Origin of the sequence: Kitasatospora sp. NPDC005856, assembly GCF_040629945.1 — a bacterium.
Taxonomy (GTDB): Bacteria; Actinomycetota; Actinomycetes; order Streptomycetales; family Streptomycetaceae; genus Kitasatospora.
Genome location: NZ_JBEXWT010000024.1, coordinates 52,274 through 71,384, shown reverse-complemented (window position 1 = coordinate 71,384; position 19,111 = coordinate 52,274). Strand labels below are relative to the sequence as shown.

Here is a 19,111-nt window from a genome sequence, read left to right as displayed (position 1 = left end):
GGTCCGGCACCACCAAAGTCGTACCGGCCGCTGGGCCCCGAGGGCCACGGGGCCTGTTCGGCTCCGCACGGCTCCGGACCGCTCCGCACGGCTCCGGACGGCTCGGTACGGCTCCGGACGGAGCAGCAGGCCCGGCGATCCGGCGGCGGCGCGGGTACGTTCGCGGTGTGCTCCTCACCCGCGTGACGCCGAAGTCGTCTTCCGCCACCAGGGCCGCGGCCGGCACCTCCGCCTGCGCCCTCCTGATACTCGTCGCCGCTCCGGCCGCCCTCGCCCAGGACTCCGTCCCCGCCGTCGGCGGGGAGCGGCTCGGCCGCCCGGCCGTCCAGGTCGAGCCGCTGGCCGGTGCGCCGGCGCTGCCGTCCGAACTGACCGGCCGCTCCTGGCTGGTGGCCGACGCGACCACCGGCGAGGTGCTCGCCGCCCGCGACGCCCATCTGCCGCTCCCCCCGGCCAGCACCCTCAAGATGCTCTTCGCGGACACCGTGCTGCCCAAGTTCGACCGGGGGCTCGAGCACAAGGTCACCACGGCCGAACTCGCCAGTCTCGGCGCCGGCAGCAGCCTGGTCGGCGTCAAGGAGAACCTGGCGTACCGGGTCGAGGACCTCTGGCGGGGCGTCTTCCTCAGCTCCGGCAACGACGCCGTCCACGTCCTCGCCCACATGAACGGCGGCATCCCGCAGACCGTCACCGAGATGCAGGAGCGCGCCAGGGCGCTCCAGGCCCGGGACACCAAGGTGGTCTCGCCCGACGGCTACGACATGGACGGCCAGGTCTCCTCCGCGTACGACCTCACCCTCTTCGCCCGCGCCGGGCTGCGCAACGCCGACTTCCGCTCCTACTGCGCCACCCGCACCGCGCGCTTCCCCGGCGGGCTGGACAAGCTCACCGGCCAGCGCACCAGCTTCGACATCGCCAACACCGACCGGCTGCTCGGCAAGTACCCCGGCCTGATCGGCGTCAAGAACGGCTACACGACCAACGCGGGCGCCACCTTCACCGGCGCCGCCGAGCGCGACGGCCGCACCCTGCTGGTGACGGTGATGCACCCCGAGGCGCAGGGCCGGGTGTACGACGAGGCCGCCAGCCTGCTCGACTGGGGGTTCGCGGCCGCCGGGAAGGTCCAGCCGGTCGGCAAACTGGTCGACGAGCCCGCCGCGCCCTCGCCCTCCTCCCCCGGGACCGGCGCCGAGGCCGCCGACCAGCTCCCGCCCTGGTCCCGCCCACCGACGGGCGGCTCCTCCGACTCCGGCTCCGGGCTCGACGCCGCCGTCTGGACCGCCGCCTTCCTCGGCACCGCCCTCGCCGCCTGGGCCGCCGCCCGCACCGCCGCCCGCCGCCGTGCCGTGCCCGCCGCTCCCGCTCCGGCGTTCGGCGGGGGCGGGGCGAGCGCCGTCGGGGGCGCCACCGGCGTCGGAGGCCACGGGCGCCGCCTGACCCGCCGCGCCCGCGGTCTGCTGCACACCGTCCGGTCCCGTCGGCCTCGCTGACCAGGCAGGACGCCCCGATGGAACTCTGGCTGCTGAACACCTTCTCCACCGCTCCGCTCGCCCTCCTGGTGGTCGGCGGCTGCGTCCTGCTGGCCCTGCTGGGCAGCCTCGTCACCACCCGCCTGTACCCGGCGCTCGTGGGCGGCGAGAACAACGACATGGTCGGCGTGGTGCTCGGCATGTTCGGGGCGATCTACGGCATCATCCTGGCCTTCGTCATCGTCAACCTGTGGACCGAGCTCCAGGACACCCAGAAGGTGGTCGCCACCGAGGCGACCGCCGTCTCCCAGATCGCCCGCGACGTGCAGGCCTTCCCGCCCGACACCCGGGCGGCGATGGATGCCGCCATCCACGACTACGTGCACGCCGTGGTCGAGGTGCAGTGGCCACTGATGCGGGCCGGGAAGGGCGACTACCAGGCGACGGCCGCGAAGGTCGAGGCGGTCTACCAGGCGCTGCGCGGGTACGAGCCGCAGTCGCAGACCGAGCAGGCCTTCTACGCCGAGGCCCTCGACAGCCTCAACGACGTGGTCGCCCAGCGCCGGACCCGGGTCGACGTGAGCCGGGAGGAACTGCCCCCGTTGCTCCGGGTGCTGATCGTCGGCGGCGCGCTGGTCATCCTGCTGCTGACCCTGCTGTACGGCGTCCGCAGCCGCCCGGTCCGGCTGCTGTTCGTCGGATCGGTGGCCGCACTGATCGGTTTCAGCCTGCTGCTCGTCCTGGTGCTGGACCGGCCGTTCGCCGGGGACCTCAGCGTCTCGCCGGCGCCCTTCAAGGAGAGCGCGCTCGCGCGGTTCTGGTGACCGGCCTCTAGACTTCCGGGCATGACCACGCCCGACCCCTCCACCGCGGACCGGCTCGCCCGGATCGTCCGGCTCTCCTCCGGGAGCTACCTGCTCGTCACCACGTACAAGAAGGACGGCACCCCGGTGCCGACCCCGGTGTGGGTGGTGCGCGACGGGGAGGCACTCGGGGTCTGGACCGTCGCGGACTCCTGGAAGGTCAAGCGGATCCGCAACCGCGCCGACGTGCTGGTCGGCCCCTGCGACGTCAAGGGCCGCCCGACCGGCGAGCAGTACCCGGCCACCGCCGAGGTCCTCGGCCCCGAGCGCACCGCCGCCTACCGCACGCTGCTGCGCCAGAAGTACGGCCTGGTCGGCGTGCTCACCCTGCTCGGCAGCCGGCTGCGCCGCGGCGAGCGCGGGACGGTCGGCATCCGGATCACTCCGCTCTGAGGCCGGGCCCCGGGCCTACGGGTGCGGGCCGGCCAGCGCGCTGGGCAGTCCGACGAACTCCGACTCCGGTCCGAACCGCTCCTCCAGTCCGTCCGCCAGGGCGTTCAGCGCGGCCGCTCCGTCGCCGTGGAAGGACGACCCGTGCATCACCGCCAGGGTGCGCGGGCGCAGCCCGGCGAGGGAGCGCAGCGCGCTCGCGGCGGCCGTCAGGCAGGAGGTCTGGCGGAACAGCCGCTCGGACTCCAGGGCCGATTCGACCAGGTCCGCGTCGGTGACGGCGGGGCCGTTGCCGACGTGGGTGAAGAGGTCGCCGCAGAACAGGGTGCGGGTCTGCTCCTCGAACAGCACCCGCGCCTCCCAGCCGTGCGGCACGTGCGCGGTGTTGATGTTGCGCATCCGCCGGCGCACCCGGCGCCCGCCGAGGTCCAGCACCTCGCCGTCGTCCATCGGCACCGGCGGGCGGTCGGCCAGGTCGTTCAGCGAGACCAGGCAGCCGAGCGTGTTGTGCGCGACCCGCGCGTACGGGGCCGCGGCGAGGAACTCGTTCATCGCCCCGCACTCGTCCGCCTCGACGTGCCCGAAGGTCACCCACCGCAGCCGCTCCACCGGCAGCACCCGGCCGACCGCCTCGGACACCGCCGGGAACAGCGAGCGCATCCCGGTGTGGAAGATCAGCGGCTCCTCGGCGTCGACCAGGAACTGGTTGAAGGTGAATCCGGCGGGCGGGGCGATCTCCGGGACGAACGTCAAGACCCGGTAGATGCGCTCGGCGATCTCGTCGATGCGTGTCTCCATGGGCCCGTTGCCTACCCGGGCGGCGTGGGAGCGCCGCGCAGGCGGCGCCGGACATGCCGCCCACATCGCCGGTTCGGCCGAACGGCGCCCGCGCCCCGTCGAGCGTCACCGTCCCCGCCGGGGCGGGCCCGGCTCCGCTGCGGCCGGCACGGCCGCGCCGGCCGGCGTGGCAGGCTGGCGGCCATGGAACAGAACGAGGCCGAACCGCTCCCCCTGCTGGTCGTCGACGGCGCGAACGTGGTCGGCTCCGTACCGGACGGCTGGTGGCGGGACCGGCGGGGCGCCGCCGAGCGGCTGAGGGACGGGCTGGCCGCCGTCGCCGCCCGGGGCGTGCCGGAGCTGCCGGGGCCGCTGGAGGTGGTCCTGGTGGTGGAGGGAGCGGCCAGGGGCGTCGCCGGGCTGCCGCGGGTTCGGGTGGTCGAGGCGAGCGGCAGCGGGGACGACCGGATCGTGGAGCTGGTCCGCGCCGCCCGTACCGAGGATCCGGGGCGGACCTGCCTGGTCGTCACCGCCGACCGTGAACTACGCTCCCGCGTCGGCGCGTTGGGCGCCGGGGTGACCGGGCCCCGCAGTGTCCGGAGCTGACCTCTCCCAGGGGTGGCCGCCGTCCCGGCCGCTCTCCAGCAGCGGGATCAGTTCGAAGGACGCGTCGCTGAGGCCGCCGAGGGTGTAGCGGCGCGGGCCGGGCTCCGCATGGCCGACGGCGTAGCCGGCCAGGTTCCAGGTGTAGACCGGGACGTCCTCGGGGACGGGCGCGAACGGGTCCGCCCGCGACCAGTGGGCCTGCTCGTCGGTCACCACGACCACCCGGTCGTGCTCCCGGTAGTGCCGGCGGACCGCGCCGGCCGTGTCGGTGCCGCCCAGATCGCGGAAGAGGCGCAGCGTCCCCAGCACCGACGGCTCCGGTTCGACCAACCGGCTGCCGCTGCCGAACTGGACCAGGTCGGCCCGTTCGGCCCGCAGGGCCAGCGCGGTGCCGAAGACTGCGGCCGTGTCCGCCCGGTTCAGCTGGGTCCGGGCCGACGGGAGGTCGAACATCGAGCCCGAGCGGTCCACCAGCACCAGGGTGCGGCCGGGCAGTGCGGGCACCCTGGCCAGCGAGTGGCCGAGGGCGGTCTCCAGGGGCTCGGACCAGCGCGACGAGCGGGTGGCCCGGTGGGCGGCGAGGAAGCGGAACGGGAACTGCCGGGAGCGCCGGACCTCCTGCGGGTCGGCGATCCGGCGGGCCACCTCCGCCGCCGCCTCGTCGTGGATCCCGGCCTGGTCGAAGTTGCGGAGGTTGCGCACCAGCGCCATCGGGCCCATCGCGGGGATGACGGCCTCCCAGGCGGCGGCGTCCAGCGGTCCCTGCAACCAGCCGGCCAGGGCCTCCCAGGTCATCCCGGCCTCGGCGAGGCGCTGCGCGCCGCCGGGCTCGGTGACCAGCGCGCGGCGGCCGGCCGACGGGACGCCGAGCAGCGCGTGGTGGGCGCCCAGCAGGCGCTGGTCGGCGGGCGGCAGGGCGCGGTCCGGGTGGTGGCGGCGGTCCAGGGCGTACCGGAACAGCGCGCCCTGCCAGGGCTTGTCGGGGTCGGGCGCGGGGTGGGTGAGCTCCAGGACGTCACCGAAGCGGAAGGCGTGCGAGGGAGTGTCGTACTTCAGCAGCGCGCGGCCGGTGTAGAGCCGGCGGACCGCGTCGCCGATGCCGCGGCGCAGCGGCTGGGGCAGCCGGCGGCCGTACCGGCCGGTCCAGTGTGCCAGCAACTCCCCCGGCTCGTCGGGGCGTTGGAGCACGGCGTCGACGGCCTGGCGGGAGTACCCGGCGGCGCCGGCCACCGCCCGGGCGTGGACGAACTCGACGGCCCCGACCAGCGCTGCCGTCCGGATGCGGAACTCGGCGCGAAGCCAGCGCAGCAGGCCGAGGGTCCACTCGGGGTCGCTGAGGGCGTGTTCGCGGATCAGCCGCACGTACCGCGCGTCGCGTTCGACGGCCGACTCGTAGAAGCTCTCCTGGCCGTACAGGTGGGAGACGGCGAGGAGGAAGAGCTCCTCCTTCGGCTCCCGGACGTAACCGGTGCCGCCCTGGTGGTTGGTGACCGCCGTTCCCGGGTCGGCCGCCCTTCGCCGGGTGGCCGCCGCGCCGCGGACCACCGGCGGCGGCGCCGAGCGCAGGTGCGCGACCGCCGGGATCGGCCACAGGCCGTGGGTGGAGAGCGGGGAGGGCACCCCTCGCCCGGTCAGTCCCGGTAGTTCTCGCTGGATCTCGGCCCTGGTGGCGGCCTTGGTCCGTTGGCGGTTGAACCGGGTCATGCAGAGGTCCCCCTGGTGGGTGGTCGGGCCGGAGCGGGAGGGGAAGGACGGGGCGGGGCACGCGGGAGCGGGCGCGGGCCGAGGAGGGCGCGCGCCGGGACGGGCGCCTCCCGGGATCAGATCGGCACCGGTGTCACTTGATGGTTTTCGAAAGGAAGTAACCGGGGCCAGGCGCATCGGGAGGCGCCGTCCCGGACGCTACCCGGTCGGGCCACGGCCCGTCATCCGATTATTCGCGCCCGGTTGTTCGCGTCCCGATTTCGGACCGTACGGGAACCACCGCGCGGTCGCGTCCGACTGCTGGGGGGTGAGTGCGAAGTCGCCGGGTGTCCGGCCGTTGAGTGTGCTGGCGGGGTTCCTCCTGCTGCTGGTGGTGGTGTTCGTGGTGGCCTACGGGGTGGGCCGTCAGGTGGGGCCGGTGGCGCCCGGGCTGCGGCCGAGCAGCGGCGGCGGGGCGTCGCCCGGGATGGGTGGGCACGACATGGGCGGGATGCGGTGAGCGCCGTCGCCGAGCCCGTGGTCGCCACCGATCTGGCGGTCGGCGGGATGACCTGCGCCGCCTGCGTGGGCCGGGTGGAGAAGCGGCTGGCCCGGATCGACGGGGTGACGGCCGGGGTGAACCTGGCGACCGGGCGGGCCCGGGTGCTGCACCCGGCCGGGGTTCCGGTCGCGGAGCTGGTGGCGGCGGTCGAACGGGCGGGCTACACCGCCGAGCCGCTGCCCGCGGGGGCTCCGGTCGTGGCGGCGGCCGAGGAGCCGGACGAGCGGTGGCGGCTGCTGGTCACCGCCCTGCTGGCCGTCCCGGTACTGGTGCTGTCGATGGTGCCGTCGGCGCAGTTCACCGCCTGGCAGTGGGTCTGTTTCGCCCTCGCCGTCCCGGTGGTGACCTGGGGCTCGGCCGGTTTCCACCGCCGGGCCCTGCGGGGTCTGCGGCACGCGGCGGCGACCATGGACACCCTGGTCAGCCTGGGTGTGGTGGCCTCCTTCGGCTGGTCCGCGTACGCGCTGTTCCTCGGCGGGGCCGGCGATCCGGACATGCGGATGCCGTTCTCGCTGACCGCCGACGGCGGCGGCACCGCGCACGTGTACCTGGAGGCGGCGGTCGGCGTGCCGCTGTTCGTGCTGGCCGGGCGGCTGCTGGAGGGCCGGGTGCGCCGGCGCAGCGGGTCCGCGCTGCGGGCGCTGGCTGAGCTGGGCGCCAAGCAGGTGTGCCTGCGGGAGGCGGACGGAGAAGAGCGCCTGGTGCCGATCGAACTGCTGCTGCCCGGGCAGGAGTTCGTGGTGCGGCCGGGCGAGCGGGTGGCCACCGACGGGATGGTGCTCGAGGGCGGTTCGGCGCTCGACCTGGGTCTGCTGACCGGGGAGAGCGTGCCGGTCGAGGTCGGCCCCGGGGATCCGGTGGCGGGTGCGACGGTCAACGTCGGCGGCGCCCTGGTGGTCCGGGCCACCGCCGTCGGCGCGGACACCCAACTGGCGCGGATCACCGCGCTGGTGGCGCAGGCCCAGGCCGGCAAGGCGCGGGCCCAGCGGCTGGCCGACGCGGTGGCCGGAGTCTTCGTGCCCTGCGTGCTGGCGATCGCCGCGAGCGTGCTCGGCTTCTGGCTGGGCGCGGGCGCGGCCCCGCAGGCGGCGGTGACGGCGGCGGTCGCGGTGCTGGTGGTGGCCTGCCCGTGCGCGCTCGGCCTGGCCACGCCGACGGCGCTGCTGGCGGCGACCGGACGCGGCGCGGAACTGGGCGTGCTGGTGCGCGGCCCCGAGGTGCTGGAGAGCCTGCGCCGGGTGGACACGGTGGTGATGGACAAGACCGGGACGCTGACCACCGGCCGGATGGAGCTGGCGGCCGTCACCACCGCCGACGGCCTCCCGCAGGACGAGGCCCTGCGGTGGGCGGGCGCCGTCGAGCACCGCTCCGAGCACCCGATCGGCCGGGCCGTCGCGGCGGCGGCCCGGGAGCGCTGCGGGCCGCCGCCGGCCGTGGCGGGTTTCGCGGCCACCACCGGGCTCGGGGTGTCCGGGACGGTCGAGGGCCGGACCGTACGGGTGGTGCGACCGGACGACACCGTCCTGCCGCCGGCCCTGGCCGAAGCGGCCGCGCGGGCCGGGGAGGCGGGCCGCACGGCCGTCGCCGTCGAGCTGGACGGGCGGCCCGCGGCCGTCCTGGCGGTCGGCGACACGCTGCGCCCGGGCAGCTGGCGAGCGCTCCACCGGCTGCGCGGGCTGGGCCTGGAGACCGTGCTGCTGACCGGGGACGGCCCCGGCGCCGCGCGGGCGGTGGCGGCCGAGCTGGGGATCGAGCGGGTGCACGCCTCGGCCTCCCCCGAGCGCAAGGCCGAGGTGGTGGCCGAACTGCGCGCCGCCGGACGGACGGTGGCGGTGGTCGGCGACGGCGTCAACGACGCGGTCGCACTGGCCTCGGCGGACCTCGGGGCGGCGCTGGCCTCCGGCAGCGACGCCGCGATCGGCGCGGCCGGGCTGACCCTGGTGCGCGGCGACATCGAAGCGGTGGTGGACGCCGTACGGCTGGCGCGGCGGACCCTCGCGACCATCCGGGCCAACCTGCTCTGGGCCTTCGGCTACAACCTGGTGCTGATCCCGCTGGCGGCGGTCGGACTGCTCAACCCGATGCTGGCTGCGGTCGCGATGTCGCTCAGCTCGCTGCTCGTGGTGGGCAACAGCCTGCGGCTGCGCACCTGGGAGCCGGGGCGGGCGCAGCGCCGGGGAGGACGGCGGTGACGGGCCCGAAGGGGAAGACGGCGGTGACGGGGCCGAAGGGGAAGACGATGGCGAGGGGTCCGAAGGGGAGGACGGCGGTGAAGGCGTCCGAGCGGCTCGGGGTGGCCGGCCCGCCGGTCGGCGCGGCGGTGCTGGCCCTGGCCCTGCTCACCGGGTGGACGGCGGTCGGCGGGGCCGGCCGCGCCCGCCCGGTGGAGGCCGGGCCGGGCTGGGTGCTGCTGCCGACGGCGGGGGCGGCCTCCGCCACGGCGGCCTTCTTCACGGTCCGCAACCCGGGCGACGTGCCGGACGAACTGACCGACGCCAGCTGGGAGTTCGGTGGCCGGATCACCCCGAAGCGGCATCTACACCAGGGGGCGGCGGGCCGCTGGGAGCCGGCGCCGTCACTGCCGGTCCCGGGCCGCGGCGAACTGCGGATGACCCCGGAGGACGCGGACCTGATGATCGCCGATCCGCCGCCGCTGCGGGCCGGCCAGTGGGTGGAGTTCACCCTCACCTTCCGGCACAGCCCACCGCTGCGGCTCGCCGCCCAGGTACTGCCCGCGGCCGAACGGCCGCGCTGAACGGCGACAGGGCGTGTTCCGCGAGGTCTTCCTCCGACCTCCGCGGAACACGCCCTGTCCCCCTGCTCAGGCAGTCCCCTCCCCGAGCGTCTCCTCGGCCGTGCGGCGCGGGGTGGCCGCGCCGGGCGGGCCGTAGCCGGCCCGCAGCACCAGCTGGACGTGGCCCGGCCCGGCGGCCGGGTCGCGCAGCGCCCAGCGGGTGTCCGGCCACTCGATCGCCTGGTGCCAGACGGTGAGCCGGACGCCGTGCAGCGTGGCCAGGAGCCAGACCCGCTCCAGCGCCTGTCCGGTGCGCAGCCAGTCCAGCGGGCCGTCGCCGGGGGTGGTGAGGGTCAACAGCTGGGGCAGCGCCTCGAACCGCTGGGAGGGCCGCCCGGGCGCCTCCGGCGGGCGGCCGGCGAACTCGCGCATCGGCACCCGGGCGTCGTGGTCCTGCGGGCCGAGCGCGGCCTGCGGGATGCCGTCCCCGGCGGTGCCGTCGTCGCTGCGCAGCCAGGCGCGGGACTCGGCGGTGCGGGCCGGGTCGGCGGCGTTGCGGCGCTCGGCCTCCGCGGTGAGCGCCTGCACCCGCCGTACGCCGTCCTCCTCCAGCGCGGCGAGCGCGACGCCCTCCTCGCGGGCGGCGGCCATCAGCTCGCCGATCACCGCCTCGGGAACGTCGCGCTGGGTGAAGGGCTCGCGGCTGGAGTGCCGGGCGGCGATCGCGGGGTAGAGGTCGCGGCCGAAGGGCGCCTCCTCGGCGGCCGGCCGGGAGAGGTCGAGCACGGCGAGCAGACCGGGATCGGCGACGTCGGGCAACAGCCGGACCAGCGGTTCCCGGTCCAGCCGCCCGGCCGCCACCCGCAGGTTGAACACGGCCGCGCCGACCGCGACGTGCACCGCGGCGCCGACCGGGTCGGCCAGCGGAACGGAGCGCCCGGCGTCGGCGTGGACGGCGAGTCCGCGCCCGTCCGGGGTCGGCACGAAGCGCCATGGCTGGCTGTTGTGCATCGACGGCGCGGCGCCGCCGGCGGCGGCCAGCAGGTGCAGGTCGGCCGCGCTGAGCATCTGGGTGAGAGCCGGGTCGAGCGTCATGGCGATCCACTCCTTCGACCGCGGGGCTTCGGCTCCGACCGCCGGGTCGGCAGCACGGGCCCGCGAGTCCCGCTGTCCACGGGCCCGTTCTCCACGGTCCCGCTGCTTACGAGCGTGCGCGCCCCGCGTGGCCGAGGACAGGGCCCTTGGGCCCGTCCTCGGGCCCGTCCGGTGGATCGGGACGGGGGCGGATCCACCGGACGGGCCGTTCGTCACCCGTGCGGAACGACCGCGACGGGGGCTTCGGCGTGGTGCAGGACGGCGTGCGCGATCCGGCCGAGCCGGGGCCCGAACTCGACCGGGCGCCGGCCCCGGCCGACCACGACCAGCGCGGCGCCGGCGGAGGCCTCGACCAGGGCGCGGGCGGCGCCGAGCTGCACGTCCTCGACCACCTCGACGCCCGGGTGCTGCTCGCGCGGGCCGGCCAGGGCGAGCGAGAGCAGCTTGGCCTCCAGCGCCTCCAGCTGGGCGAGCTCGGCCGCGGGGACGGGCCCGCCCGCGTAGCCGAAAACCGGCGGCAGCTCCCAGCCGTGCACCGCCCGGACCGGGACTCCGCGCAGGGCCGCCTCGCGGAAGGCGAAGTCGAGCACCTCGGCCTCCGGGGCGTGGACGTCGACGCCGACCACCACCTCGCCCGCGCCGGCCTCGCCCTCCTCGCGGACCACGACCAGCGGCACGGTGCTGCGCCCGGCCGCCGACATGCTGACCGAGCCCAGCAGCAGGCCGGTGAAGCCGCCGCGGCCGCGCGAGCCGAGCACCAGCAGCTCCGCCTCCGCGGCGGCGGCCACCAGGCCGTCCGCCGGCGCGTCCAGCACGGCGTCGGTCTCCACGGCCAGGTCCGGGTACAGGGCGCGGACGTCCTCGGCGGCCGCGGCCAGGGTGCGGCGGACGGCCTGCGGCAGGTCGTCCGCCTCGGCGAAGGAGGACACGCCGTCGGTCAGCCACGGCCAGGCGTGCACCAGACGCAGCGAGGCGCCCCGGCGCACCGCCTCGGCGGCGGCCCAGTGGGCGGCCGCGGTGCTCTGCGGCGATCCGTCGACCCCGGCCAGCACGGTTGACGTCATGAGTGCTCCTCCACACTGTCGACACGTTGTCGACGCTCGGCGGTTCGGTGCGGGCCGCGGTGCGCTCTGACGCCCCGTCCGCTCCTCCCCCACCCTGGCAGCCCCGCGCCTTCCGGCGGCAGGGGCCCCAGGGCCCTGGACGGCGGGACGAAAGGCCCGCCCGACGGAGCCTACGGCCGACCCCGCCGTCCGGACCACCGACACCTTGGCACTACCGTGAACACGGCAATCCCGCTGGTCGGCGGCACCGGAGTCGGGCCGGGCGGCGGGGGCGGCCGTCCGCGGGGCGGCCGGGGCGCGTCCGGACGGTGGACGGGTCGGCCAGGGCAGCACGACGAGGAGGACAGCGGTGGGCGGAGCGGACGGCAGCGCGGCGGGTGGCGGCGCGCGGATGCCACGGCTGCGCCTGGACGAGCTGCTGGAGGAGCTCCAGTGGCGGATCGACGCGGCGCGCGGCACGCAGAACCGGGTGCACAGCCTGCTGGAGGCGGTGCTGGCGGTCGGCCGGGAGCTGGACCTCTCGCAGGCGCTGCACCGGATCGTGGAGGCCGCCGCCGACCTGGTGGACGCCCGGTACGGGGCGCTCGGGGTGATCGGGCCGGACGGGCACACCCTGTCACAGTTCCTGACGGTGGGCCTGACGGACGGGGAGATCGCCGAGATCGGCCCGCCGCCGTCGGGCCGGGGCATCCTGGGCGAGCTGATCCGCGAGCCGCAGCCGCTGCGCTGCCCGGTGCTGTCCGACCACCCGGCCTCGGTCGGGTTCCCGCCGAACCACCCGCCGATGCACACCTTCCTGGGGGTGCCGGTGCGGGTGCACGGCGAGGTGTTCGGCAACCTCTACCTGACCGACAAGCGCGGCGGGCTGGACTTCGACGAGGACGACGAGGCGGTGATCGCCACCCTGGCGGTCGCGGCCGGTGTGGCGATCGACAACGCCCGGCTGTACGAGGAGGCGCAGCTGCGCCAGCGCTGGCTGCGGGCGAGCACGGAGATCACCCGCAGTCTGCTGTCGGGGGCACCCCGGCTGGAGGTGGTCGAGCTGATCGCCCGCCGGGCGCGGGAGATCTCGGGCGCCGAGCTGGCGGACGTCTCGGTGGCGCTGGCCGGCCCGGAGGAGCGGGCCGAGGAGCTGACGGTGGAGGTCGCGCTGGGTGGCACCCCGTCCGCGCGGCTGGGGGTGACGGTGCCGGTGGACGGCACCCTGTCGGGCGCCGCGTACGCCTCCGGCTCGCCGGCCACCAGTGACGAGCTGGCCTGCGACACCCGCTTCCCGGCCGGCCCGGCGGGCCGCTTCGACGGGCTGGGCGCGGCGGTGGCGGTGCCGCTGGGCACCGGTGCCGGCTACGGGCGGGGCGTGCTGCTGCTGGCCCGGGCGCAGGGGCGGCCGGCCTTCGGGCCGGAGGAAACCGGCCCGCTGCTGGGCTTCGCCGACCAGGCCGCGCTGGCCCTGGAGCTGGCCGAACGGCGGCGCGACGCCGAGCAGTTGAACCTGCTGGAGGACCGCGACCGGATCGCCCGGGACCTGCACGACCTGGCGATCCAGCGGCTGTTCGCGACCGGGATGACGCTGCAGAGCGCGGGCCGGCTGATCGAGAGCGAGGCCGCGGCCGACCGGGTGGCCCGGGCGGTGGCCGACCTGGACGAGACCATCAAGATCATCCGCTCGACCATCTTCGGCCTGCGCGCCCACAGCGAGCCCGACCGCGGGCTGCGCGCCCGCGCCACCCGGGTGGTGACCGATGCCCAGGGCACGCTCGGCTTCGCCCCCCGGCTGAGCATGGAGGGCCTGCTGGACACCGACGTGCCGCAGGAGCTGGCCGGGCACGTGGTCGCGGTCCTCGCCGAGGCGCTCAGCAACGCCGCCCGGCACGCCCGGGCGTCCCGGGTCGAGGTGACGCTGCGCGCCCTGGCCGGGCGGGTGGCGCTGACCGTGACGGACGACGGCGTCGGCGTGCCCGAGGGCGGGCGGCGCAGCGGACTGCGCAACCTGGCCGAGCGCGCCGACCGGGTCGGCGGCACCTTCACCGTCGACCCGGCCGAGGGCGGCGGCACCCGGCTGGCGTGGGAGGCCCCGATCGGGTCCTGAGGGCCCCCGGGGGGGCGGCCCGGGCTTCTTCGGCGCGGCGGTCCCGGCTCCGGCCCCGGCTCCGGCTCCGTTCCGGGGACCGGGGCCGTCAGCCCCGCAGGGCGCGCAGGAACCCGAGGAGGTGGGTGTTGAACTCCTCGGGCCGTTCCATGTTCGGGTAGTGCCCGGTGCCCTCGACGGTCACCGCGCGGCCGTCGACGACGGTGCGGACGACCCGTTCGGCCAGGCCGATGTGGTCCGTGGAGTCGATGCCGCCGTTGATCGCCAGCAGCGGGACGGTGATCCCGGTCAGCCTCTTCCAGGTGTCCGTCACCGGCACCAGGTACTGGGGCTCGTCGGGGGTGTGCTTGGCGACGGTCCTCCGGGTCATCTCCTTGAGCCGGCGCACCACCTCCGGGTCCACCTCGTCCAGGGCGCGGTAGGGCCCGGAGGCGAGGCGGGTGAAGGAGTCGAGCCAGCGCTCGGCGTCGCCCTCGGCGAGCGCCGCGGACTGCTCGGCGGCGAGTTCGCCGAGCCACGGGTCGTTGAACTCGGACTCGCCGGTGCCGTTGCCGCTGATCACCAGCGCGCGGATCAGCTCGGGGTGTTCGAGCGCCAGGTCGAGGGCGATCGTGCCGCCCATGGACAGCCCGATCACGGTCACCGGGCCGAGGCCGAGGTGGCGCAGCAGGTCGGCCACGTCGTCGGCGGGGCGGAAGGGCCGGCTCGCGTTGTCGGAGGCGCCGTGGCCGCGGGTGTCGGGTGAGATCACCCGGTGCTCGGGCAGCAGAGCCGGGAGCTGGTCCGTCCAGCTGCGGTGGTCCAGCAGGCCGCCGTGCAGCAGCACCACGGGCTCGCCCGTACCGGCGTCGAGGTAGGCGAGGTGGCCGTGGCCGCTGTCGAAGGAACGCAGGACGAAGGACGAATCGGAGGCAGCGGATTGCATCATGACGAACGATCTTAGGTCGAGCGACCTGTGGCGAACGGAACGGGCGCCCGGCGGTGGGATCAACCGGTGGACACCGCCGAGGAGTTGCCGGCCACCGTGGGCGCCACCGAGCTGTCCGTGCGGGCGGTGGCCGCCGCCGTCCGGGCCTTCCACGACCGCTCTCGCGCTCCGCCCCGGCCCGACCTGCGCCCCGGACCGGGTGGCGAACGCCGAACTCCTGCGCACCGCCGAGGCGTTGCCGGGGCCACGGGAAGGCCGTGGCGCGGCCGGCTCAGGCCAGGCAGCGGCCGATGACCAGTTCCGGGCGGATGCGTATGCGGACCGTGCCGCCCGGATCGGCCGCCCTGGCGGCCGGGCGGACCTGCGCGCGGCCGAGGACGGTGACGAACCAGCCCGAGCCGTCCCGGCCGTCCACCTCGTCGGCCTCGAAGGCGATCACCGCGCCGTCCACCGCCCGGGCCAGTTCGGAGCCGGCCGGCACCGAGAGCAGCACGCCGCCGGGGGCCAGCCGGAACGGCACCGGCAGGACGGCCGGGAGGGCGTCGACGGTGTAGACCACCCGGCCGACGTCGGCCCGGGCCAGCAGCTCCAGCGCCCGCTTCCGGTCGAGTTCGCGGAGTTCGGGAAGGTCGGGCCGGCCGACCGGGACGGGCACGTCGTTCGGGGCGGGCGGGTCGTACGGGAGGGGCCGGGGGGACGGGACCTGGTCGCGGTTCATGCGAGCGATGCTCGCCCGCGGCCGGGCCGGGCCGCGAGGGCCGATGGTCCCGGCCGGGCCCGGCGAGAGCCCCGCCCGGTGGGCCGTCGGCCCCGGGTCACAGACCCGGGACCGAAGGGCCGTTCGACGCCGAACGACGCCGAACGGCCCAGGAAGGCCACGGACGGCCCCGGGCGCCCCGGAGGCCCCCGACGGCCGGATCAGCCCCGGCCGGAGCGCAGCACCGGCGACTGCGCGGCGGCGGAGGCCTGGCGCAGCTCGGTGGCGATCAGGGCGGCCTGCACCCGCCGCTCGACGCCGAGCTTGGCGAGCAGTCGCGAGACGTGGTTCTTGACGGTCTTCTCGGCCAGGTACAGCCGCTCGCCGATCTGCCGGTTGGTCAGGCCCTCGCCGATGAGTTCGAGGACCTCCTGCTCGCGCGCGGTCAGGCCCGGCCCGGTGGTGACCGGCTGGGCGGGCTCGGCGTCGCTGCGCAGGCGGTTCAGGAGGCGGGTCGCGGCGCCGGGGTCGAGCATCGAGCGGCCGGAGGCGACGGTGCGGACGGCGGCGACCAGGTCGGTCCCGCTGATCTGCTTGAGCACGTACCCGGCGGCGCCCGCCATCACGGCGTCCAGCAGCGCCTCCTCGTCGTCGAAGGAGGTCAGCATCAGGCAGGCCAGGTCGGGCATCCGCGAGCGCAGCTCACGGCAGACCGAGACGCCGTCGCCGTCGCCCAGCCGGACGTCCAGCACGGCCACGTCCGGCCGCAGCGCGGGCACCCGGACGAGCGCCTGCTCGGCCGTCGCCGCCTCCCCGACCACCTCCAGGTCCGGCTCGCCGTCCAGCAGGTCGTGCACCCCGCGGCGCACCACCTCGTGGTCGTCCAGCAGGAACACCCGGACCGGTGCCGAGGCCTCGGCCCCCTCCGTCTTGGTCGCCATCACGCGGCTCCACCTTCGTCACACCCCCGCACACTCCCGGCAGGGCCCAGGGCATCATCCCCCGCCCCCGGCCGCGGACCCAGGGCCCAACGGCCCCATTCCGGCCGGGCCACTGGGCCCGGCCGGAACGGGGCCGAAACGTTGCCGGCCGGTCCTCGGCGCCGTTCAGCGCCCCTGCCGCCGCACGTTCCCGAGCCCCATCAGCAGGAAGGCGAGCGCGACGCCCGCGCCGCTGACCGCCGCGAGCACCACCCGGGGCACCACCTCACCGCCGCCGGACAGCAGGATGGCCACCGCACCGAGCGAGGCGACGGCCGCGCCGACCACCAGCCACCCGGCCAGGGCCGGCGCCGGCGGCCGGTCGGAGCGCGGGGCGGGCCCCGCGTCCAGGGCGGCCCAGCGGGCCGCCGTCTCCCTCACCTCCCGGCGGCGGTCCCACAGGGCCCGCAGCCGCAGTGCCGTGCCGCCGACCAGTCCGGCGAGCGCGATCTGGGCGGCGGGCCGCCAGTCCGACACGACGAGCAGCAGCCCGCCGGCGAGCGCGAGCGCGGCCCACCACAGCACGCAGGCCGCGGCGGCCGTACGGGTGGAGCGGGGCCGGTCGGCGCCGGCCTGGAGGTCGGCGATGGCGGGCAGGTACCAGACACAGCCACTCGCGGTGAGCGCGGCGGTGCCGATGGCGAGAACGGTGTGGTTCACGACCCGGCCTTCCTGGTCACGAAGGGGTGGGGAGGAGAAGGGGAGGAACGGGCCGTCCCCGCCCGCCCGGGGGCAGCGACGCGGGCGGGGACGGCGTTCGGGGAGCGGGCTCAGCCGCCCGAGGAGGGTGAATCGGTGGAACCCGACGACACCCGCGCCCGGTCCGCCCGGCTCAGCGGCCGGTCGTACTTCGCCGGCTCCACGTCGCCCAGGTGGGCGGCGGGCTTGCCGCCGTGCTCCAGGACGTCCCGGGCCGCGATGTCCGGGTGGTGGAGGTCGAACGCCGGGGATTCGGAACGGATCCGCGGCAGCTTGACGAAGTTGTGCCGCGGCGGCGGGCAGGAGGTGGCCCACTCCAGCGAGCGCCCCCAGCCCCACGGGTCGTCCGTGGTGACCTTCTCGCCGTACTTGGCGGTCTTCCAGACGTTGTAGAGGAACGGCAGGATCGACAGGCCGAGCAGGAACGAGCCGATGGTGGAGACGGTGTTCAGCGTGGTGAAGCCGTCCGACGCCAGGTAGTCGGCGTAGCGGCGCGGCATGCCCTCGGCGCCCAGCCAGTGCTGGACCAGGAAGGTGGTGTGGAAGCCGACCGTCAGGGTCCAGAAGGTGATCCGGCCGAGCCGCTCGTCGAGCTTCTTGCCGGTCATCTTCGGCCACCAGAAGTGGAAGCCGGCGAACATCGCGTAGACCACGGTGCCGAACAGCGTGTAGTGGAAGTGGGCGACCACGAAGTACGAGTCGGAGACGTGGAAGTCGATCGGCGGGGCCGCGAGCAGCACGCCGGTCAGGCCGCCGAACAGGAAGGTGACCAGGAAGCCGACCGTCCAGAGCATCGGGGTCTCGAAGCTCAGCGAGCCCCTCCACATGGTGCCGACCCAGTTGAAGAACTTCACCCCGGTCGGGACGGCGATCAGGAAGGTCATGAAGGAGAAGAACGGCAGCAGGACCTGTCCGGTGACGTACATGTGGTGCGCCCACACCGTCACCGACAGGCCCGCGATGGCGACCGTCGCGGCGATCAGACCGGAGTAGCCGAACATCGGCTTGCGGCTGAACACCGGGATGACCTCGGAGACGATCCCGAAGAACGGCAGCGCCAGGATGTACACCTCGGGATGCCCGAAGAACCAGAACAGGTGTTGCCAGAGCATCGCCCCGCCGTTGGCCGGGTCGAAGACGTGGGAGCCGAACTTGCGGTCGCACTCCAGCGCCAGCAGCGCGGCGGCCAGCACCGGGAAGACCAGCAGCACCAGCACCGAGGTCAGCAGCACGTTCCAGCAGAAGATGGACATCCGGAACATGGTCATGCCCGGAGCGCGCATGCAGATGATGGTGGTGATGAAGTTGACGGCGCCGAAGATGCTGCCGAAGCCGGACAGCGTCACGCCCATGATCCACATGTCGGCGCCGACGCCGGGCGAGTGGATCGCGTCGGACAGCGGCGCGTAGAGGAACCAGCCGAAGTCGGCGGCGCCCTGCGGGGTCGCGAAGCCGGCCGCGGCTATCAGCGAGCCGAACATGAACAGCCAGTAGGACAGCATGTTCAGGCGCGGGAAGGCGACGTCCGGCGCGCCGATCTGGAGCGGCATGATCCAGTTGGCGAAGCCGGTGAACAGCGGCATGGCGAACAGCAGCAGCATCACCGAGCCGTGCATGGTGAACGCCTGGTTGAACTGCTCGTTGGAGAGGATCTGCGTTCCGGGCCGGGCGAGTTCGGCGCGCATGACCAGGGCGAGGACGCCGCCGATCAGGAAGAACGCGAACGATGACACCAGGTACATGGTGCCGATCGTCTTGTGGTCGGTGGTGGTCAGCAGTCTGACCAGGGCCGAGCCGGGCCTCCTGGCCCTGACCGCCCCTGCCGGGAGGGCCGTTGGCGGTGAGGTGGGGTCGCCCTGTGCCTGGGTGGCGCTCAAGGACGCACTCCTTCGGAACGTCGTGCGAATGGATGGCGATCCATGATCCGAACTGGCCGCCTCCGCACCCCAGGGCCCTTCGGCCCGCCCGCCCGGGGCCGCTGGGCCCGAGTTCCCGGGCCCCGACCGGGACCTCCCGACCGCCCACCCGGGACCTCCTGACCGGCCGTCGGGCGGCCGCTCGTTCGCATCCCCGGCCGCTCCGGACGGGCTCACCGCGGCGCCGTCCCCGCACCGCTCGCCGCCCCGGATGAGCTGCCGTGCCGTCAGCCCAGTTTGTGGGCACCCGACTTGGCGATCTGCCCAGGCTCCAGCGCCGCGTACACCGTGCCGTCCGGGGCGACGGCGATGCCGTGCGGCTCGGCGCCCTCTCCGGGGACGAGGTGGCCGTCGAGCTGCCCGTCCGGGGTGAGCACCCCGATCCGGCCGGCACCCCAATCGGTGAACCAGAGCGTCCCGTCCGGCCCGGCCCCCGCCTCGGCCACCTCGATCAGTTCCGTGCGGCCCCTCCCGTCGCACTATTGCGACTCATATCGCATTAGCAATGCTCACATGCTCCCCGCCGGACAGCAACCCCCTTTCCGACCCACCCGCCGAC

At 75.5% G+C, this 19,111-nt stretch carries 18 protein-coding genes; 8 read left to right on the top strand and 10 right to left on the bottom strand.

Features of this window, described 5'->3' with window-relative positions; all coding sequences use genetic code 11:
* Positions 1 to 242 precede the first annotated feature (242 nt).
* From ABZ449_RS17090 to ABZ449_RS17080, 3 genes are read left to right on the top strand one after another with little or no spacing between them, the layout of a single operon-like run.
* Positions 243 to 1,490, top strand: a complete 1,248-nt coding sequence (locus tag ABZ449_RS17090; RefSeq protein WP_360346367.1) for a D-alanyl-D-alanine carboxypeptidase — start codon at positions 243 to 245, stop codon at positions 1,488 to 1,490.
* Between the two features lie 17 nt (positions 1,491 to 1,507).
* The gene (locus ABZ449_RS17085) at positions 1,508 to 2,293 is read left to right on the top strand and encodes a DUF4239 domain-containing protein (protein ID WP_360346295.1); all 786 of its coding nucleotides are present in this window, start codon (positions 1,508 to 1,510) and stop codon (positions 2,291 to 2,293) included.
* 21 nt (positions 2,294 to 2,314) lie between these two features.
* Positions 2,315 to 2,725, top strand: a complete 411-nt coding sequence (locus ABZ449_RS17080) for a PPOX class F420-dependent oxidoreductase (protein WP_360346293.1) — start codon at positions 2,315 to 2,317, stop codon at positions 2,723 to 2,725.
* A 15-nt stretch (positions 2,726 to 2,740) separates the two neighbouring features.
* On the opposite strand, the gene ABZ449_RS17075 is transcribed toward ABZ449_RS17080, so the two are convergent.
* Positions 2,741 to 3,520, bottom strand: coding sequence for an MBL fold metallo-hydrolase (locus ABZ449_RS17075; protein WP_360346291.1), 780 nt, complete (start codon positions 3,518 to 3,520; stop codon positions 2,741 to 2,743).
* A gap of 183 nt (positions 3,521 to 3,703) precedes the next feature.
* On the opposite strand from ABZ449_RS17075, the gene ABZ449_RS17070 reads away from it, so the two are divergent.
* Positions 3,704 to 4,105, top strand: a complete 402-nt coding sequence (locus ABZ449_RS17070; protein WP_360346289.1) for an NTP pyrophosphohydrolase — start codon at positions 3,704 to 3,706, stop codon at positions 4,103 to 4,105.
* On the opposite strand, the gene ABZ449_RS17065 is transcribed toward ABZ449_RS17070, so the two are convergent.
* Positions 4,043 to 5,809 (bottom strand): TROVE domain-containing protein, encoded by a 1,767-nt coding sequence (locus tag ABZ449_RS17065; protein WP_360346287.1) that lies wholly within the window; start codon positions 5,807 to 5,809, stop codon positions 4,043 to 4,045. The genes ABZ449_RS17070 and ABZ449_RS17065 overlap by 63 nt on opposite strands.
* Before the next feature lie 337 nt (positions 5,810 to 6,146).
* Between ABZ449_RS17065 and ABZ449_RS17060 the strand changes: the two genes are divergently transcribed.
* From ABZ449_RS17060 to ABZ449_RS17050, 3 genes are all read left to right on the top strand, one after another.
* A complete protein-coding gene (locus tag ABZ449_RS17060; RefSeq protein WP_360346285.1) occupies positions 6,147 to 6,308 on the top strand; it encodes a hypothetical protein in 162 nt (53 codons plus the stop codon).
* Positions 6,309 to 6,355: 47 nt separating this feature from the next.
* Positions 6,356 to 8,542: a heavy metal translocating P-type ATPase gene (locus ABZ449_RS17055; protein ID WP_360346365.1), complete on the top strand. Its 2,187-nt coding sequence runs from the start codon at positions 6,356 to 6,358 to the stop codon at positions 8,540 to 8,542.
* A gap of 77 nt (positions 8,543 to 8,619) precedes the next feature.
* Positions 8,620 to 9,105: a copper chaperone PCu(A)C gene (locus ABZ449_RS17050; RefSeq protein ID WP_360346283.1), complete on the top strand. Its 486-nt coding sequence runs from the start codon at positions 8,620 to 8,622 to the stop codon at positions 9,103 to 9,105.
* Between the two features lie 66 nt (positions 9,106 to 9,171).
* On the opposite strand, the gene ABZ449_RS17045 is transcribed toward ABZ449_RS17050, so the two are convergent.
* The gene (locus ABZ449_RS17045; protein WP_360346281.1) at positions 9,172 to 10,179 is read right to left on the bottom strand and encodes a hypothetical protein; all 1,008 of its coding nucleotides are present in this window, start codon (positions 10,177 to 10,179) and stop codon (positions 9,172 to 9,174) included.
* A 212-nt stretch (positions 10,180 to 10,391) separates the two neighbouring features.
* Positions 10,392 to 11,243, bottom strand: a complete 852-nt coding sequence (locus ABZ449_RS17040) for a universal stress protein (protein WP_360346279.1) — start codon at positions 11,241 to 11,243, stop codon at positions 10,392 to 10,394.
* A 391-nt stretch (positions 11,244 to 11,634) separates the two neighbouring features.
* Between ABZ449_RS17040 and ABZ449_RS17035 the strand changes: the two genes are divergently transcribed.
* Positions 11,635 to 13,332 carry a GAF domain-containing protein gene (locus ABZ449_RS17035; RefSeq protein WP_360346363.1) on the top strand — a complete coding sequence of 566 codons (1,698 nt, stop codon included), beginning with the start codon at positions 11,635 to 11,637 and terminating at the stop codon, positions 13,330 to 13,332.
* An 88-nt stretch (positions 13,333 to 13,420) separates the two neighbouring features.
* Here the strand turns inward: ABZ449_RS17035 and ABZ449_RS17030 are convergent, their stop codons facing one another.
* The 6 genes from ABZ449_RS17030 to ABZ449_RS17005 form a co-directional block, all read right to left on the bottom strand.
* Entirely contained in the window at positions 13,421 to 14,260 is an 840-nt protein-coding gene (locus ABZ449_RS17030; protein ID WP_360346277.1) for an alpha/beta hydrolase, read from the bottom strand.
* Positions 14,261 to 14,531: 271 nt separating this feature from the next.
* Complete coding sequence (locus ABZ449_RS17025) at positions 14,532 to 14,978, bottom strand: pyridoxamine 5'-phosphate oxidase family protein (protein WP_360346275.1); 447 nt, start codon at positions 14,976 to 14,978, stop codon at positions 14,532 to 14,534.
* Positions 14,979 to 15,178: 200 nt separating this feature from the next.
* Entirely contained in the window at positions 15,179 to 15,898 is a 720-nt protein-coding gene (locus tag ABZ449_RS17020) for a response regulator transcription factor (protein WP_360346273.1), read from the bottom strand.
* A 165-nt stretch (positions 15,899 to 16,063) separates the two neighbouring features.
* Complete coding sequence (locus tag ABZ449_RS17015; RefSeq protein WP_360346271.1) at positions 16,064 to 16,597, bottom strand: hypothetical protein; 534 nt, start codon at positions 16,595 to 16,597, stop codon at positions 16,064 to 16,066.
* A gap of 110 nt (positions 16,598 to 16,707) precedes the next feature.
* Positions 16,708 to 18,513: a cytochrome c oxidase subunit I gene (gene ctaD, locus ABZ449_RS17010; protein WP_360346269.1), complete on the bottom strand. Its 1,806-nt coding sequence runs from the start codon at positions 18,511 to 18,513 to the stop codon at positions 16,708 to 16,710.
* 266 nt (positions 18,514 to 18,779) lie between these two features.
* On the bottom strand, positions 18,780 to 18,998 hold the full coding sequence (locus ABZ449_RS17005) for a hypothetical protein (RefSeq protein ID WP_360346267.1): 219 nt from the start codon (positions 18,996 to 18,998) through the stop codon (positions 18,780 to 18,782).
* Positions 18,999 to 19,111 lie beyond the last annotated feature (113 nt).